The sequence below is a fragment of the Aquimarina megaterium XH134 genome, from assembly GCF_000520975.1.
In the GTDB taxonomy this organism is placed as follows: Bacteria; Bacteroidota; Bacteroidia; order Flavobacteriales; family Flavobacteriaceae; genus Aquimarina; species Aquimarina megaterium.
Genome location: NZ_JACB01000017.1, coordinates 55,760 through 72,781, shown reverse-complemented (window position 1 = coordinate 72,781; position 17,022 = coordinate 55,760). Strand labels below are relative to the sequence as shown.

Annotated in this window: 17 protein-coding genes; 13 read left to right on the top strand and 4 right to left on the bottom strand. The window is 32.6% G+C overall.

The window, feature by feature from the left end:
• Positions 1-27: 27 nt before the first annotated feature.
• Both Z053_RS0112820 and Z053_RS0112815 read left to right on the top strand, forming a co-directional pair.
• The gene (locus Z053_RS0112820) at positions 28-1,500 is read left to right on the top strand and encodes a DUF5687 family protein (protein ID WP_025665414.1); all 1,473 of its coding nucleotides are present in this window, start codon (positions 28-30) and stop codon (positions 1,498-1,500) included.
• 5 nt (positions 1,501-1,505) lie between these two features.
• Positions 1,506-2,207 carry an ABC transporter ATP-binding protein gene (locus tag Z053_RS0112815; protein WP_025665413.1) on the top strand — a complete coding sequence of 234 codons (702 nt, stop codon included), beginning with the start codon at positions 1,506-1,508 and terminating at the stop codon, positions 2,205-2,207.
• A 45-nt stretch (positions 2,208-2,252) separates the two neighbouring features.
• On the opposite strand, the gene Z053_RS0112810 is transcribed toward Z053_RS0112815, so the two are convergent.
• The 4 genes from Z053_RS0112810 to Z053_RS0112795 all read right to left on the bottom strand — a co-directional run bounded on the left by Z053_RS0112810 (position 2,253) and on the right by Z053_RS0112795 (position 4,534).
• Positions 2,253-2,630 carry a hypothetical protein gene (locus Z053_RS0112810; RefSeq protein ID WP_025665412.1) on the bottom strand — a complete coding sequence of 126 codons (378 nt, stop codon included), beginning with the start codon at positions 2,628-2,630 and terminating at the stop codon, positions 2,253-2,255.
• Positions 2,631-2,663: 33 nt separating this feature from the next.
• Positions 2,664-2,897, bottom strand: coding sequence for a hypothetical protein (locus Z053_RS0112805; RefSeq protein ID WP_025665411.1), 234 nt, complete (start codon positions 2,895-2,897; stop codon positions 2,664-2,666).
• Between the two features lie 190 nt (positions 2,898-3,087).
• Entirely contained in the window at positions 3,088-4,158 is a 1,071-nt protein-coding gene (locus Z053_RS0112800) for a helix-turn-helix domain-containing protein (protein ID WP_025665410.1), read from the bottom strand.
• Positions 4,159-4,342: 184 nt separating this feature from the next.
• The gene (locus Z053_RS0112795; RefSeq protein WP_025665409.1) at positions 4,343-4,534 is read right to left on the bottom strand and encodes a hypothetical protein; all 192 of its coding nucleotides are present in this window, start codon (positions 4,532-4,534) and stop codon (positions 4,343-4,345) included.
• Positions 4,535-4,912: 378 nt separating this feature from the next.
• Between Z053_RS0112795 and porW the strand changes: the two genes are divergently transcribed.
• The 11 genes from porW (at position 4,913) to Z053_RS0112735 (ending at position 16,931) form a co-directional block, all read left to right on the top strand.
• The gene (gene porW / locus Z053_RS0112790) at positions 4,913-7,552 is read left to right on the top strand and encodes a type IX secretion system periplasmic lipoprotein PorW/SprE (protein ID WP_025665408.1); all 2,640 of its coding nucleotides are present in this window, start codon (positions 4,913-4,915) and stop codon (positions 7,550-7,552) included.
• A gap of 23 nt (positions 7,553-7,575) precedes the next feature.
• On the top strand, positions 7,576-8,022 hold the full coding sequence (locus Z053_RS0112785; protein ID WP_025665407.1) for a bactofilin family protein: 447 nt from the start codon (positions 7,576-7,578) through the stop codon (positions 8,020-8,022).
• 322 nt (positions 8,023-8,344) lie between these two features.
• Positions 8,345-8,575, top strand: a complete 231-nt coding sequence (locus Z053_RS0112780) for an AtpZ/AtpI family protein (RefSeq protein WP_025665406.1) — start codon at positions 8,345-8,347, stop codon at positions 8,573-8,575.
• Positions 8,576-9,166: 591 nt separating this feature from the next.
• Positions 9,167-10,243 (top strand): F0F1 ATP synthase subunit A, encoded by a 1,077-nt coding sequence (gene atpB / locus Z053_RS0112770; RefSeq protein ID WP_025665404.1) that lies wholly within the window; start codon positions 9,167-9,169, stop codon positions 10,241-10,243.
• A gap of 32 nt (positions 10,244-10,275) precedes the next feature.
• Entirely contained in the window at positions 10,276-10,467 is a 192-nt protein-coding gene (gene atpE / locus Z053_RS0112765; RefSeq protein WP_024769779.1) for an ATP synthase F0 subunit C, read from the top strand.
• Between the two features lie 89 nt (positions 10,468-10,556).
• A complete protein-coding gene (locus Z053_RS0112760) occupies positions 10,557-11,057 on the top strand; it encodes a F0F1 ATP synthase subunit B (RefSeq protein ID WP_025665403.1) in 501 nt (166 codons plus the stop codon).
• Between the two features lie 5 nt (positions 11,058-11,062).
• Positions 11,063-11,590, top strand: coding sequence for an ATP synthase F1 subunit delta (atpH, locus tag Z053_RS0112755; protein ID WP_025665402.1), 528 nt, complete (start codon positions 11,063-11,065; stop codon positions 11,588-11,590).
• Between the two features lie 68 nt (positions 11,591-11,658).
• Positions 11,659-13,239 carry a F0F1 ATP synthase subunit alpha gene (atpA, locus tag Z053_RS0112750; protein ID WP_025665401.1) on the top strand — a complete coding sequence of 527 codons (1,581 nt, stop codon included), beginning with the start codon at positions 11,659-11,661 and terminating at the stop codon, positions 13,237-13,239.
• A 123-nt stretch (positions 13,240-13,362) separates the two neighbouring features.
• Entirely contained in the window at positions 13,363-14,223 is an 861-nt protein-coding gene (gene atpG, locus Z053_RS0112745; RefSeq protein ID WP_025665400.1) for an ATP synthase F1 subunit gamma, read from the top strand.
• Between the two features lie 201 nt (positions 14,224-14,424).
• Positions 14,425-14,889 carry a hypothetical protein gene (locus Z053_RS0112740; protein WP_152538300.1) on the top strand — a complete coding sequence of 155 codons (465 nt, stop codon included), beginning with the start codon at positions 14,425-14,427 and terminating at the stop codon, positions 14,887-14,889.
• A 170-nt stretch (positions 14,890-15,059) separates the two neighbouring features.
• The gene (locus tag Z053_RS0112735) at positions 15,060-16,931 is read left to right on the top strand and encodes a hydrolase/aminopeptidase (protein WP_025665398.1); all 1,872 of its coding nucleotides are present in this window, start codon (positions 15,060-15,062) and stop codon (positions 16,929-16,931) included.
• Positions 16,932-17,022 lie beyond the last annotated feature (91 nt).

Sequence of the window (17,022 nt, the reverse complement as noted above, 5' to 3'; positions counted from 1 at the left end):
TACTAAATAGTTAAATACATCTTAACTATGTTTACCCGCTTCATCAATTTACAATGGAAATCTTTTTGGCGATCAGCTTCTTTAACCTCTGGATTATTTATGAAGTTCTTTATGGGGTTTTGGGCACTTTGGTTTATTGTGATGATGGCTTCGGGGGGAATCGGCGCCTTTTTTTTAATTAAAGAAGAGTTTAATCTGGACCCTCTAGAAACCATAAACAGGTTTTTAATATATTGGCTAGTAGTCGATTTATTGTTTAGATATGCCTTGCAAAAAATGCCGGTTATTAATATTAAGCCTCTGTTGATCCTTCCTTTCAAGAAAAGAAAAATCGTTTCTTTTGCTTTTGGAAAAACAGTATTTTCATTTTTTAATATTATTCATGCTTTCTTTTTTATTCCATTTTCTATTGTATTGATTGGAAATGAATATCCAGTATTTGATGTGTTATTATGGAATATAGGATTGGCTGCATTAATCTACAGTAATAATTTCCTAAATATTATTTTAAACAAAAAAGACAATCTTATATTTATCATAGGAGGTGTTTTGGCAATTCTAGGAGGATTACATTATTTTGAATATTTTGATATTACAACATATACAACTCCATTTTTTAAAGGATTATATGAAATTCCTTTTTTGATATTGATTCCTATAGCGATCCTGTTGTTTTTAATAACCATATCGTTTCGATCCTTTGTAACCGACCTGTATCTGGATGCAGGATTAGCTACTAAAACCAAAAATGTAAAAACAGAAAACCTGGAGTGGTTAGATAGATTTGGTAAGACTGCAACCTTTCTTAAAAATGACATAAAACTCATAAAAAGAAATAAGCGAGCCAGGTCTACAGTTTTGGTGAGTATTCTATTCTTATTTTACGGATTGTTGTTTTTCACAGGATCTGTAGAGGCATATGATGGACCCGTTTGGAGAATTTTTGCTGCCATTTTTGTCACCGGTGGATTTCTATTAAGTTTTGGACAGTTCGTACCGAGTTGGGATAGTTCGTATTACCCATTAATGATGAGTCAAAATATTCGCTATAAGGAATATTTATCTTCTAAATGGTGGTTAATGGTAATTGCAACATTGATCTCTACGGTATTAGCATCTGGGTATTTGTATTATGGATGGGAAGTATATCTTGCTATCGTGGTAGGAGCGATCTATAACATAGGAGTGAATTCTCATGTGGTATTATGGGCAGGAGCCTATGTAAAAACACCTATTGATTTAACCAGTAACAAAAATGCATTTGGAGATAAGCAAGCCTTTAATGCTAAAACCTTACTACTATCATTGCCTAAAATGGTTTTACCTATGATATTATATGCAATAGGTCATTATGCGTATAGCCCTTATGCAGGATATGCTCTTGTAACTGTTGCGGGTATTGCAGGATTCGCATTTAAAGATGCAGTTTTTAATAAAATAGAAAGGATTTATAGAACAGAGAAGTATAAAACGATCTGGGCGTACAAACAAAAAAAATAAGAAACATGATATCAGTACATAATCTAACTAAAACATATACCGGAAATACCGTACTTAATATTGAATCTCTAGAAATACAGAAAGGAAAGAGTTTTGGTCTGGTGGGTAATAACGGAGCAGGAAAAACAACTTTATTTAGTGCTATATTAGATCTTATTCAACCGACAACAGGGTATATCGAAAATAAAGGAATTAAAGTTAATGAAAGTGAAGAATGGAAATCGGTTACTTCAGCATTTATTGACGAGACATTCTTGATAGGGTATCTTACTGCAGAAGAGTATTTTTATTTTATAGGAGAACTTCGTGGGCAAAATAAAGCCGATGTAGATGCATTATTATCTGGTTTTGAAGACTTTTTTCATGGTGAGATTTTAGGGCAAAAAAAATACTTAAGAGACCTCTCTAAAGGGAATCAGAAAAAAGCAGGTATTGTAGCTGCACTTATTGGTAATCCAGAAGTAATTGTTCTAGATGAACCCTTTGCGAATTTGGATCCAACTACACAAATTCGATTAAAAAAAATAATTAAAGAACTATCTACAGATCCTAATATTACAGTTTTAGTGTCTAGTCATGACCTAATGCATGTTACAGAAGTATGCGAGCGAATTGTAGTGCTGGATAAAGGACAAGTAGTAAAAGATCTTTCTACATCAGAAGAAACGCTTAGAGAGCTTGAGGCACATTTTGGTGAAGAAGAATAAGAAAACATGCTATCTTTTATTGTATTTAAAAGATAGCATGTTTGATTAGTTACATTTTACCCATCTGCCACTGCTGCCGGTTTCATCCCATTTGTGAGCATTTCCTCCTTCGCAATTAGGAAATCCAGTAGCGCAACGTTTTGTTTCTGTGATTGTAACAACATATTTTTTTTCACAAAGCCAAAGACAACTCCAATGTTTTTTACAAGATACATCTGTATAAGTACGCTCTCTGGTTGTTCCACAGTCATCTGTTCCTCCACAAACCCAACCTCCTGTAAGATCTTCAGAAAACTCTACATTTACAAGTTTGTCTGGTATTGTATTGTTTTTAAAACTAGTGAGCATAAAAACAAAAATTATAATTGCTGTTATGGATAACAAAGCGGGCTTAATTGTTTTTTTCATTTCTTGTGGTTTCATAATTATATTATTTTAAAAGTTAATAAAAGAAGTTTAGGGACAATTTGAAGATGAAGAAAACCCTATAAAGACGTTTCTATACTCATCGGTTGCTATTTCCATTCCTCCACAAAAATGGTATTTTCTATCTTCTCTATATTTAGTACAAACGCCAAGCAAACAAGAAGAACAAAATTCACGCTGAGGCCTCCAACCAGTGGTGCAATCCATATTTTCTAAGGTAGGTTTTTTTAAGTTGTTGGCATTTAGATTTTCTAATGGAGTCATTAAGAAAATGGATAATAAAATTGCACATAATAAGACAAGCGAAGTTTTTATGAATTTCACTTTTGATGTTAAGAAATACTTTTTCATGATTTGTTGTATTTAAGTGATTAATAAATTATTACTCAGCATAAAATTATTGACCAATCATGATTTATGACATATAAAAAACCTTGTAAAACGTTAACTTAAATTATTCTTTACTCTTTCTTTTATTTAAGTTTCGATATTTAGAGGGTGTTGTAGCGGTATGCTTTGTAAAGGCCTTATAAAAAGTGACCTTATTATTAAAACCAGACTCTGTAGCAATAGCTTCTATTTTATAAATGTTGTATGCAGTGTCTTTCAATAATTTTTGAGAATATGTTACCCTATGTTTGTTTACGTAATCATTAAAATTTTCTTGAATAAATTCAGAAAAAGTCTGTGAAATTTGATAAGGTTTCACATTAAGTTCTTCAGCCAAATACCTAATGGTGAGATCATTTTTTAGAAATATCGAATCATAAATAAATAGATTGGTAATTTTCTTTTGAATTTGAACCATATCGTCATGATCCAATGTAGAGTTCGAATATTTTTTTTTAATCTCTTTCAGAAATTGAGGATTTTTATAGAGAATAATCCCAACAACAAAAATCATGATGTTGTTAAACAAATAATAGTAAGCAAATTGACGCCAGCCATCAGCGAATAGAGTAAGGAATGAAATAATCAGAGTAGAACAGATGTATATAATCGCAAGTGTAAATAAATATACTAATACGTTTGAAGAGAGTTTGGCCTTGTTTTTTTTGGTTATATAAATAATGGCAATTGCGTATAGTAGTTGATGAATGGCCCTGGCGTAATTTATTGGCATAATTTGATCTAAAAAACGTTCTCTCATATATTGTAAACGTTCTTCATTGGGTAACATTAAAATGTCTATTATGAGAATATATGTAATTACGAATGCTATAAAATGTAAACTATCAATTTTTGAATATCGGTTTTTGTCATAGATAAAAGAATGAAAATGAAACCATAAAAAAGGACCATAAAGAAAACCCATATCAAAATAAAACCACCCTAAAAACTCGGGATAAATTATAGATAGTTTACTGGTTCCATAAAGAAATACTAATATTTCCAAACCAAATATTCCCGAAAAAAAAGCAATTGTCCAGCTTTTTAGGTTTTTAGAATGTTTGAAGAAAACTCCACCAGAAATAAATAGAATTATGAATGCCTGTATGAGAAGAAAATACCTTATGATGGTCATAAAAAATGGATTAACTACTCTACTTTTTTGTTAGTACCAATACAACACTTTGGAAAAGAGAATAGCAAGAAGTCTTTCGATATTAAAAGAAAGATTATTAGAAGATGTGTTCTTTATTTTAAAGGGTACCAAAAAAAATTGTTTTCAGCACCCTGTTATTTTTGGATTAATTAGAAAAAAGTATTTAATTCCAACATGTGCCACCTGGCTGTAGACCAGGATAAGAATCTAAAAAGCATAATTCTACGGCATAACAACATCCCTGACCCCCAGGGCAATCTTGATGACTGGTACAAAGCCTGTGAGCACCACCCATAATTTTTTGCTGTTGTTTTTTGTTTAGTGCCTTACCTAAGTTTAACAATTTTGATTTCATAATAAGAGTTTTAAGAGATTTTTGCCTTAAACATTTATAGACACTTAAGACATGAGTCTAAAATTTTGATAGGATAATAGTCTATAAAAATCACAATGAATTTATTGAATAATTTTTACCTAGAAAACAAATCACGATCATATTTAACATTTTGATAATCAATAAAATGTTGATGTTGTGATTTCCTTAATTTTGGATATAATATTTTGATCAATAATCGATATAGTAAAAAAAGAGAGCTTAAGCCGAGAAAAAGATGTTAACAACCGGTTTTTTAACGAAAGAAATGTATTTTTACAACGCACACATAATTTTTGTGTACAATCAACACACTAAAAGTCAAGTTTTTTAGTTATCACACGTATAAATTTATCTGGTTTGGGCAGAAAATTATTAAAGATCGCACTGATATTGCTTTTGGCAATTGTAGGATTTGCTTGTTCTCGTAAAAAGGACAAGTTTATAAATCGTACATGGCATGATGTTACTACAAAAAATAATACGCTATATAATGGCCGATTGGCTTTTGATATAGGTAAGGAAGATATCATTCAGTCTTATAAAGACAATTTCTGGGAGTTACTACCCGTAGAAAGGATGATTGTAAGTGAAGATGTTAGACTTCCTAATGAGGTACTTAATAAAAACTTTGATAAGGCAGAGGAAAAGGCTGTAAAAGCAATCCAAAAACATAGCATGCTTATTGATAATAAGGAACGTAACCCTAAAATCGATGAAGCATTTTTGCTATTAGGCAAAGCTCGTTATTTTGAACAACGTTTTGTACCGGCATTAGAAGCTTTTAACTACATTTTATATAAATATCCCACAAGTAATACGATCAATCATGCCAAAGTATGGAGGGCCAAAACTAATCTTCGCCTTGATAATAACGATAAAGCGATAGAGGATCTTACCCGAATGATCGAGCAGGAGTTTATGAAACCTCAGGATTATGCCGATGCTGTAGCTATGATGGCTCAGGCGTATATTAACTTAGAAAGAAAAGACTCTGCTGTTACTTATATTACCAAAGCTGCCGTTCATACCAGAAAAAATGAAGAGAAAGGCAGATATTTGTATATAAAAGGACAATTATTAAATGAGTTAGGCTATAAGGATAGTGCAAATTACGCTTTTGATCAGGTTATTGAACTTAATAGAAAGGCGCCCAGAAAATATATGATGAATGCCTATATGGCAAAAGCTCGAAATTTTAATTATGAGAATGGCAATAAAGAAGAGTTTCTTGAATTATTAGCTGATCTTGAAAAAAATCGAGAAAATCGACCGTTTTTAGATAAAATATACAATCAAAAAGCAGTCTATTTTAAAACTTTGGATTCTATTGATCTGGCTGTAGCATATTATAATAAATCATTACGAACAAAGTCTGAAGATAAATACTTAGAATCCCTTAATTATTATACTCTTGGAGATATTAGTTTTGATAGAAAAGAGTATGCTATCTCTGGAGCGTATTATGATAGCACACTTCAGCGAATGATTGTAGATTCAAAACGATATAGGGTACTAAAGAAAAAGAGAGACAATCTTGAAGATGTTATTTTATATGAAGGTATTGCCAAAACAAATGATAGTATTCTTACTGTTTTGGCCATGTCGCCAGAACAAAGAATAACGTATTATGCAGAGTATACCAATGCGTTAAAAACAAAAGCTATAGAAGAAGAAAAAGCTGCAGAAATTGCCAGAATAAAGGAAAACTTACCTGTAGAACAAAGGTATAGACAGCCAGGTTCTGGATTTGGAACAGATACTAAAGGGCCAAAGGTAGAAGGAGGAATCTTTTATTTCTATAATCAGACTACTGTAGCTTATGGTAAAACTGCATTTAAAAGAACATACGGGAACAGAGAATTACAAGACAATTGGAGAGTTTCAAGTATTTCTAATCCAGGTGCTGTTTCTGCAATAGAGGAAGAGAAAAAGGATGAATACTCTATCGATACCGATCCAACATTTGATCCGCAAACCTATATTGCTCAATTACCGACCGATCCTTCAGCTATAGATAGTCTTCAAACTGATCGTAATTTTGCCTATTATCAACTAGGAGTTATATATAAAGAGAAATTTCAGGAATATGGATTAGCTATAGATAAATTCGACAACCTATTGCAGAGCAATCCCGAAGAACGATTAATTATTCCTTCTAAATATAATTTATACAAAATCTATTTGGCACAAGGAAACACCTCGAGATCTAATGCAATGATGCAGGATATTATTAATAATCATGGAGAATCGAGATATGCCAAAATTCTTCAGAATCCTGATGAAGCATTAAAAGATGATGAAAACAGTCCTAAATCTATATATAATAGGTTGTATAGGGATTTTCAGAACCAAAAATATGCGTCTGTAATAAAAGAAAGCAATGAGATGATTATAAAATTTGGAGGAGATGAAGATTTTTTACCCAAATTCGAATTATTAAAAGCTCAGGCGATAGGACGATATAGGGGATTTGAAGCCTATAAAGAAGCACTTAATTATGTGTCTCTTAATTACCCTCAAAGCCCAGAAGGTAAAAAGGCACAGGTGATCTATCAGGTTACGATTCCGCAAATTCAGGATAATGCATTTTTGACTAATACAGACGAGCAGAATAACCATAAGTTGATTTATGCATTTTCTGCTTTTGGAGACAATCAAGCACAAGCATTAAGAGAACAAATAGAAGCCATTATCAAAGAACTTCGATATGAGAAGATGAAAGTTTCCTTAGATGTATATAATAAAGATCAACAATTTGTAGTTGTACATACAAACGGGAGTAGATTAGCAGCAGAAGGATTTGGAGAATTATTGTCTTTGGGTAAAACCGAAGACACCCGTGGTGTTGATTTAACAAAGTGGAACAGGAAAAAGAAATATTATGAAAAAGTAGAGGCTGCGTATTTTACGATAGCATCTCCAAATTATCGAGTACTTCAGATTCATAAAAATCTTGAAGAATATGCTCAATCAGAACCAGAATTAGAAACCGAATAATCATTTAATCCCCCTTATATATTATGTTTTCAGACAATAAAAAAGGAAGAGACTACGGCAGTACGACCGATTTCTCTCGTAACCAAAACAAAATCTCAGAAGGAACTAAAATCGTAGGAGATGTTATTTCTGAAGGTGGTTTTAGAATTGAAGGTACTATCGAAGGAACTTTTAAAACTACTGGCAAAGTAGTAGTAGGAACATCAGGCTTTATTAAAGGTACGTTAGAGTGCTCTGATGCAGATTTCGAAGGTAAGTTCTCAGGAACTCTTAACGTATCAAATACCTTATCTTTAAAACCAACGGCACATATCGAAGGCGAAGTTACTGTGGGTAAATTAGCTGTTGAACCAGGAGCAAACTTTAATGCATCTTGTTCTATGAAAGGTAATGTGAAATCTTTGAGCAAGCCTAGTGAACAGAAAACTTCACAATCGCAAACAGCACAAGGACAAGGAAAATCAGCTTAGATTAGAAGTTTGTATTTGCAGTATTAAGTTTTCTCTTGATTGAGTGAATACAAACTTCTAATATAAAAAATGTAACTATAGATAAAGGGCATGAAAAATATCAATTTCATAAGAACATTTACTAAAAAAATAGTTACAGGACACCAAAAAGGGAGTCTCCTTATAGAGCTGAAGGAGAAGAAAACTTCTCTTTAGTAAATAATCTCGAACGATTTAGTGATTACTTATTCTGGTCATGCTATTAGAGACGAGATCAGACAATAGATTTTCTGTATATTAGAATGTTTATTTAAAACGATGTTTTTTCTTAATAAAAGAAACCTTGAAAAATAATAATCGGGGTAAGAAAACCTTTAATAAATATATTGCCCTTACAGGAATAGCTTTCCAAATGGGAGCTACCATATTCCTATGTGCTTATGCCGGAAAAAAACTAGATGCCTACTACGAATTGGATAAACAATGGTTTACCATGGGGTTTATTCTTTTTGGGGTAACCGCTTCTATCTATCTGGTGATTAAGCAACTCAATCGGATTAATAAATCGGATTAATTACTTATTAGATTTTTAAATTTCTTAAATGTTTAGAAAATTTAGATATTTGAAGAGTTTATTTTTTTGAATAAAGAATTTTAATACGCTAATGGGAAAGAACGTATTCCGTTTTTTATTTCTTTTCACTATTGTAATAGCAGGCAGTTATTTGATCCATATGAGCATCATAAATGCCTTTTTACTCGAAAGAAATATTAATATTATCAAGCTTTCATATATATTCAATAGCATATTTACCTTTGTGTTTACTTTCATTATACTGTTACTAAGTAAAAAATTTAAAGACCAACTTGGTTTTATTTTTATGGCAGGTAGTCTTATAAAAATAGGAGTTTTTATTGCTATCAGTAAGCTTAGTGATTTCGAAATCAATAAAAATGTCTTTCTCGATTTTTTTATAGCCTATCTAATCTGTTTAATCCTCGAAGTCTATTATGTCTCGAAGATTTTGAATTCTGATAAATAATTGATTTTCAGAAACTTAATCATTTTACAATAATCTTAAACTTATTTAGTCAAAATAGTTTAAGAATCTAACATAATTATGTACATTTGCACCGAAATTTAGGAACCGAAATTTTACGCGTAATGCAAAAACATACTGTAGTTAAAATTTTATTGATTTTTAGTCTGGTCTTTACGACAGGAAACTTATTTGCCAAAGAATCCGAGAAAAAGGAAAATGAAGGAGAAGGAGGTTTAAAAGAACGAATCAAAGAATTTATAGATCATCACCTTCAAGACTCATATGATTTTACATTGTTTTCTGATGAAGAAGCAAACAAGCATTATGGCTTTCCTTTGCCTGTGATTTTATGGGATAATGGACTAAAAGTTTTTTCTTCCTCTAAGTTTCATCATGGTGAAACTGTTGCAGAAGTTGATGGTAATTATTATAAATTATACCATTCCAAAATATACAAAACAGATGCATCGGGAACGATCAATTATGATGAAGATCATCATGCTACCAATGCAAAACCACTTGATTTTTCGATTACCAAAAATGTAGTAAGTATGCTATTAATTAGTTTACTTATGTTTTTTATGTTTAGAAGTCTTGCAAAATCATATAAGAAAAATAATGGTATTCCTACAGGTGTAGGACGTTTCTTAGAGCCTTTGGTTTTGTTTATAAGAGATGATATTGCTATCCCTAATATTGGTGAACATAAATATAAGAAGTACATGAGCTTTTTGCTTACCGTTTTCTTCTTTATTTGGTTTTTGAACCTTTTAGGAATGACTCCTCTGGGAGTAAATGTTACAGGAAATATTGCAGTAACTTTTGCATTGGCATTAATCGTGTTTTTAATCACTAATTTAACAGCGAATAAAAATTACTGGGGTCACATTTTCTGGATGCCAGGCGTGCCAACTTTTATGAAAGTTGTTTTAGCACCTATAGAATTGTTAGGAGTTTTTATCAAGCCATTTTCATTAATGATTCGTTTGTATGCAAACATGACTGCAGGTCACGTGGTACTAATGAGTATTATCGGAATGATATTCTTGTTTAAAAACTGGATCGGTGGTCCATTATCATTTGGATTAGCTTTTGCACTATCAATATTAGAATTATTGGTTGCAGCATTACAAGCTTATATATTTACGATGTTGTCTGCGCTATACTTTGGTATGGCAAATGAAGAGGCACATCACTAGAATTTGAACGTTTAATTTTTAATTATATAATTATGGAAATTCCAGGAATTGTTGGAGCAGGTTTAATCGTAATAGGTGCTGGTATTGGTATCGGTAGAATTGGTGGTCAGGCGATGGACGCTATCGCTCGTCAGCCAGAAGCTTCTGGTAAGATACAAACAGCTATGCTTATTGCAGCTGCACTTATCGAAGGTATTGGATTTGCTGCGTTATTCGCATCTTAATTTACAAACAACAGCTATAACGGTTGGTTATAGCTGTTGTTAATTAGATTTTTTAAAATTAAACACTAAAGAAATTAATATAATTAATAATGGAGAAGTTAATAAATGATTTTTCGTTTGGTCTGTTTTTCTGGCAGATTTTAATCTTTGTAGGTTTACTATTATTATTAAGGAAATTTGCATGGAAACCTATTTTAGAGGCTGTTAGCAACCGCGAAGAAGGAATCAAAAATGCATTAGAATCTGCAGAAGAGGCAAGAAAAGAAATGCAAAACCTTCAGGCAGATAATGAGCGAATCTTAAATGAAGCGAGAGCAGAACGTGATGGGATGCTTAAAGAAGCTAGACAGCTTAAAGAAAATATGATTTCAGATGCTAAGTCTGAAGCGCAGGCAGAAGCCGATAAAATTGTAGCACAAGCACAAGCTACTATCGCTAGTGAGAAAAAGGCAGCAATTGCAGATCTTAAGAATCAGGTAGCTGGACTTTCTGTAGAGATTGCAGAAAAAGTAGTAAGAAAAGAATTATCTGGCAAAGGGAAACAACTAGAATTAGTTGAGTCTATGTTAGAGGATGTTACTTTAAATTAAACTAAATGAGTAGAGCAGCAATACGTTATGCTAAAGCAGTTTTGAGCTTGGCTCAGGATAAAAAAGCTACTGAAGATGTTCAGAAGGATATGCAAAGTATTATCGCGACAATTAGCGATAGCGCCGAGCTCAGAATGGTGTTAAATAGTCCGTTGATCAAAAGTGAAGTTAAACTTGCTTCATTGCGTGAGATTTTTAAGAGTACTGGTGAGATTACACAAAAACTTTTTGATGTATTAATCGAAAATAAAAGAGTGAATCTGTTAGACGATGTAGCTAAGCAATATAGTATTTTGTTTGATGAGTTAAACAATACTCAGGTTGCAAAAGTAACTACAGCAGTACCATTAGATAAAGGGTTAAGTGCTAAAGTTTTGGCTAAAATTAAAGAATTAACAGGTAACGAAGCTACAATAGAAAATGTAATCGATGAAAGTATTATCGGTGGATTTATTCTTAGAGTAGGTGATTTACAGTATAATGCAAGTATAGCAAATAAGCTTACAAACTTAAGAAGAGAATTAAGTAATTAATACATACGTTTATAAATTTAATAATAAGAGGATGAGTGTTTATACTCTTTCTTTCAAACTATTATAAAATGGCAGAAGTGAATCCTGCTGAAGTATCAGCAATATTAAAACAACAATTATCTGGATTTGAAGCATCAGCTTCATTAGAAGAGGTAGGAACAGTATTACAAATAGGGGATGGTATCGCTCGTGTATACGGATTGTCTAATGCTCAATATGGAGAACTAGTACAATTCGAATCTGGTTTAGAAGGTATCGTACTTAACTTAGAAGAAGATAATGTTGGGGTAGTACTTTTAGGTTCTTCAACCGAAGTTAAAGAAGGTGCAACTGTAAAACGTACACAACGTATCGCATCTATTAATGTTGGAGAAGGAATCGTAGGTCGTGTAGTGGATACATTAGGTAACCCTATCGATGGTAAAGGTGCAATCGAAGGAGAAACTTTCGAAATGCCATTAGAGCGTAAAGCTCCTGGTGTAGTTTTTCGTCAACCAGTAAATGAACCTCTTCAGACAGGGATCAAATCTATCGATGCGATGGTACCAGTAGGACGAGGACAACGTGAATTAGTTATTGGTGACCGTCAAACAGGTAAAACGACGGTTTGTATCGATACTATCCTTAATCAAAAAGAATTTTATGATGCTGGTGAACCAGTATACTGTATTTATGTTGCCATTGGGCAAAAAGCATCTACAGTAGCAGGTATCGCAAAAGTATTAGAAGATAAAGGAGCAATGGCATATACAACTATTGTAGCGGCTAATGCTTCAGATCCTGCTCCAATGCAGGTATATGCTCCATTTGCTGGTGCTGCGATCGGAGAATATTTCCGTGATACAGGACGTCCTGCTCTAATCATCTATGATGATTTATCAAAACAAGCGGTAGCATATCGTGAAGTATCTTTATTATTACGTCGTCCACCAGGTCGTGAGGCTTATCCTGGAGACGTTTTCTATCTTCACTCTAGATTATTAGAGCGTTCTGCAAAAGTAATTGCAGATGATACTATTGCTAAGGATATGAATGACCTTCCTGATTCTTTAAAAGATAAAGTAAAAGGAGGAGGATCATTAACTGCATTACCGATTATCGAAACGCAAGCAGGTGATGTATCTGCATATATCCCTACAAACGTAATTTCGATTACAGATGGTCAGATATTCTTAACATCAGATTTATTTAACTCTGGTGTACGTCCGGCAATTAATGTGGGTATTTCTGTATCTCGTGTAGGAGGATCTGCACAGATTAAATCAATGAAAAAAGTAGCAGGTACGCTAAAATTAGATCAAGCACAGTTTCGTGAATTAGAAGCATTTGCTAAGTTTGGATCTGACCTTGATGCGGCTACCTTAAACGTAATCGAAAAAGGAAAGCGTAACGTAGAGATTCTTAAGCAAGCACAGAATGATCCATATACAGTAGAAGATCAGATTGCAATCATCTATGCAGGTTCTAAAAACCTATTAAGAGATGTACCTGTAAATAAAATAAAAGAATTTGAAAGTGATTATATAGAATATCTTAATGCCAAGCATAGAGATACACTAGATACTTTAAAAGCAGGAAAATTAACAGACGAGGTAATCGATGTGTTAATGGCTGCTTGTAAAGAAATTTCAGCAAAATATAAAAACTAGTATTAAAGTACAGCGTATTAGATTCTAATACGCTGTACTTAATAAAATAAAGTTTACTATTTAGAATGGTGTTGATCTAGAAAGTGCTCATTACTAACTACTCAATACTCAATACTAAGAAAAATGGCAAATTTAAAAGAATTACGTAGTAGAATTACCTCTGTATCTTCAACGATGCAAATTACAAGTGCCATGAAAATGGTATCTGCAGCAAAGTTGAATAAGGCACAGATGGCGATTACTGCAATGCGTCCTTATGCAGATAAACTTACCGAGCTATTGCAAAGCTTAAGTGCTTCGCTAGAAGGAGATAGTGCAAGTACATATGCAGAAGAACGTGAAGTGAATAAAGTATTGATAGTAGCAATTGCTTCTAATCGTGGTCTAGCCGGTGCTTTTAACTCTAATATTGTTAAAGCTGTAAGAGAGCTATATCAAAATGAATACGCAGGTAAACAAGTTGATTTTGTTACTATAGGTAAAAAAGTTAATGATGTTGTTTCAAAAACACATACAGTAGTAGCAAATAAAAGCTCGGTGTATGATGATCTTACTTTTGCTAATGTTGCGGATATCGCCGAAGAATTAATGGAGCTGTTTACTAATGGTTCTTGCGATAAGATCGTTATTGTGTATAATAAATTTAGAAATGCAGCTTCTCAGGATGTTACTACAGAGCAATTCTTACCAATTGTGCCAATAGAAAGTGATAAGAATGTAAATCTAGATTATATCTTCGAACCTTCTAAAGAAGAAATTGTAGAGCAATTAATTCCTAAGTCACTTAAGACGCAATTGTATAAAGCAATACGAGACTCATTTGCATCAGAACATGGAGCACGTATGACAGCGATGCATAAAGCAACAGATAATGCTACAGAGCTTAGAGACGCGCTTAAGTTGTCATATAACAAAGCAAGACAAGCTTCTATTACTAATGAAATTCTCGAAATTGTTGGTGGTGCCGAAGCCTTAAATAACTAATTGTAGTTTAATATTAATTCAGTCTGGCTAGAATTATTATAATAAAATACCAAGACCTCATAAGTTTTCTTATGAGGTTTTTTGTTTTTTCAACAGGTGTTTTGCCTATTTCCCTATCTTTAGTGAAACTAAAATTACCAGAACTATAGTTTTTGGTATCAATTTTGTTTTTAAATACTTAAAATATCAAAAATGATAAATTTGAGAACAATAAGTACAACAATTGGTATTTTATTAATACTGATTACACATATACAATGTGCCAGCAGTCAGCAAATAGATATGAAAACACCTATAGTCATTAAAGATGTTTATTTTCAGAAATGGGTAGCTGGCGCTGAAGGCGGAGGTTCTGGTTTTATGCTATATATAGAAGTTAATTCGACATCAGATGTGCAATTAGAGTATGCGTATTTTAAAGGTAAAAAGATAGAACTGGGACATAAAACTAATGAACTTGTATATGTAGGTCATCATACTTATCCTTCTAGAAGACAAGATCTGATTATGAGTGACGATCCTAAGCAAGAGTTTAAGAACCAGTTGCCGGCAGTTGAAAAAAAGCCTCCTTTCCAACTTAAAGCTAATGAGTGCATTGTTGCGTATACCAAAAAGGGTAAAAAAGGGTATTTTAAATTAAATAATGTACCCGAAAAAGAAGAATAATAAGTTGAATTGCTGTACTATTTTTTTGCCCAGTACACCTATTTTTAATACTATTGGAAATTGTAAAGAAAAACTAGTCATGTATTGCATTTAAAATGACAATACGTAACTAGAAATACCATTTTTTGAATAAAAGAGAATAATCAACACTATAAATCTATAAATAGGAAATGAAAAAAGTAATTACTTTATTGGTGTGTACAATACTAATGTTAGGAAGTTGTGCCGACGCTAAAAAGGAAAAAACAGAATTGAAAAAGGAAGCTTCTTTGTCTAAGTATGAAGAAGAGTCACATTCTTTTGCACAGCCAAATAAAGCCGCAATAAAACATTTAGATTTAGATATAGATGTTGATTTTGAAAAAGAAATCATTAACGGAAATGCCACTTATCAAATAGAAAACAACAACGCTTCAGAAATCATTTTGGATGTTAAGTTTTTGGAAATTGAAAATGTAAAGGCAGATGGGGTTGATACCAAGTTTGTATTAGGAAGTTTTGACGAATACATGGGGCAGCCACTAAAAATTGATATTCAAAACACTACAAAAACAATAACAATTCAATATAAAACTACGAATAAGACTGAAGCATTACAATGGTTAAGCCCACAACAAACTGCCGATAAAACACATCCTTTCTTATTTACACAAGGGCAAGCAATATTAACTAGAACTTGGATTCCTATACAGGATAGTCCGCAGATAAGAATAACGTATAATGCTACAGTAAGTGTTCCATCAGATCTGATGGCAGTGATGAGTGCAGAAAACCCAAAAGAGAAAACAGAAAACGGAGAGTATCGATTTAGAATGAAACAACCTATCTCTCCGTATCTCATTGCACTAGCAGTTGGAGATATTGAGTATAAGGCGATTAGTGAGAGAACAGGAGTCTATGCTGAGAAATCTATGGTAGATGCCGTTCATAATGAGTTTTCGGATATGGAAAAAATGGTTGTTGCGGCCGAAAAATTATACGGAGAATATGCCTGGGAGCAATTTGATGTAATCGTATTACCACCAAGTTTTCCTTTTGGAGGAATGGAAAACCCACGTTTGACTTTTGCTACCCCAACACTAATAGCAGGAGATAAAAGTTTAACATCTGTTATAGCACATGAATTGGCACATTCATGGTCAGGGAATTTGGTTACTAATTCAACCTGGGATGATTTTTGGCTTAATGAAGGGTTTACAGTTTATTTTGAAACCCGTATAATGGAAGAATTGTATGGAGTAGACAGGGCAAATATGTTAGCATTAATTAGTAGACAAAGTTTGGATGATGAAATAGAGGGTTTTAAAGCAACACCAGATGAGACTAAATTAAAACTGAACTTAAAAGGGCGAAATCCTGATGATGGAATGAATAGTATTGCCTATGAGAAAGGATACTTATTTTTAAGAACATTAGAAGAAACAGTAGGGCGTGAAAAATTCGATAAATTCCTTAACAATTACTTTCAAACACATGCTTTCTCTACCATAAGTACAGAGAAATTCCTTGTTTTTTTGAATGAAAATTTATTGAGTAAAGAGAATATTAAATTTAATGCAGATGAGTGGATTTATAAAGCAGGTGTTCCGAATAATGAAGCGGTTGCAAAATCAGACAAATTTGATAAGGTCTTAGAAGCGTTAACACAATTTATCGCAGATAATAAGGTAGATGTAAAAATTACCGAAAATTGGACAACTCAGGAATGGGTATATTTTGTCCGTAATTTTCCAAAAGATATAAATAAAAAACATTTAGCCATGTTTGATAAAGCTTTTGATCTAACGAATGCAACCAACTCTTATATTGCAATGGTTTGGTACGAACAATCCATAAATCATGATTACCATGGTAATCATGTAGATAAAAAAATTGAAGATTTTCTTATTACTGTAGGACGTCGTTGGTATGTTTCTACTATTTTTAAAGCGTATCAACGAAACAATAAAACAAAAGAAGCATTACTTATTTATGAGAAAGCGCGACCAAACTATCATTCTGTCACTGTAAATACTATTGATGATATTTTAGGTGTTAAGTAGTGTTTAGTAATGAACTCGTTTAAGTTTTTTGACCAATTGAAAAAAATTTAAACGAGTTTGTTAGTAAGAAAAACGGGGAAATACGTAAGAC

Bases quoted from the DNA above. Each gene is read 5' to 3' on its own strand.
- Z053_RS0112785 (WP_025665407.1), top strand. From the start codon at position 7,576: ATGTTTTCAGACAATAAAAAAGGAAGAGACTACGGCAGTACGACCGAT.
- Z053_RS0112735 (WP_025665398.1), top strand. From the start codon at position 15,060: ATGAAAAAAGTAATTACTTTATTGGTGTGTACAATACTAATGTTAGGA.
- Z053_RS0112800 (WP_025665410.1), bottom strand. From the start codon at position 4,158: ATGACCATCATAAGGTATTTTCTTCTCATACAGGCATTCATAATTCTA.
- atpE (WP_024769779.1), top strand. From the start codon at position 10,276: ATGGAAATTCCAGGAATTGTTGGAGCAGGTTTAATCGTAATAGGTGCT.
- Z053_RS0112805 (WP_025665411.1), bottom strand. From the start codon at position 2,897: ATGACTCCATTAGAAAATCTAAATGCCAACAACTTAAAAAAACCTACC.
- Z053_RS0112820 (WP_025665414.1), top strand. From the start codon at position 28: ATGTTTACCCGCTTCATCAATTTACAATGGAAATCTTTTTGGCGATCA.
- Z053_RS0112815 (WP_025665413.1), top strand. From the start codon at position 1,506: ATGATATCAGTACATAATCTAACTAAAACATATACCGGAAATACCGTA.
- atpG (WP_025665400.1), top strand. From the start codon at position 13,363: ATGGCAAATTTAAAAGAATTACGTAGTAGAATTACCTCTGTATCTTCA.
- atpB (WP_025665404.1), top strand. From the start codon at position 9,167: ATGCAAAAACATACTGTAGTTAAAATTTTATTGATTTTTAGTCTGGTC.
- Z053_RS0112810 (WP_025665412.1), bottom strand. From the start codon at position 2,630: ATGAAACCACAAGAAATGAAAAAAACAATTAAGCCCGCTTTGTTATCC.
- Z053_RS0112795 (WP_025665409.1), bottom strand. From the start codon at position 4,534: ATGAAATCAAAATTGTTAAACTTAGGTAAGGCACTAAACAAAAAACAA.
- atpH (WP_025665402.1), top strand. From the start codon at position 11,063: ATGAGTAGAGCAGCAATACGTTATGCTAAAGCAGTTTTGAGCTTGGCT.
- atpA (WP_025665401.1), top strand. From the start codon at position 11,659: ATGGCAGAAGTGAATCCTGCTGAAGTATCAGCAATATTAAAACAACAA.
- Z053_RS0112760 (WP_025665403.1), top strand. From the start codon at position 10,557: ATGGAGAAGTTAATAAATGATTTTTCGTTTGGTCTGTTTTTCTGGCAG.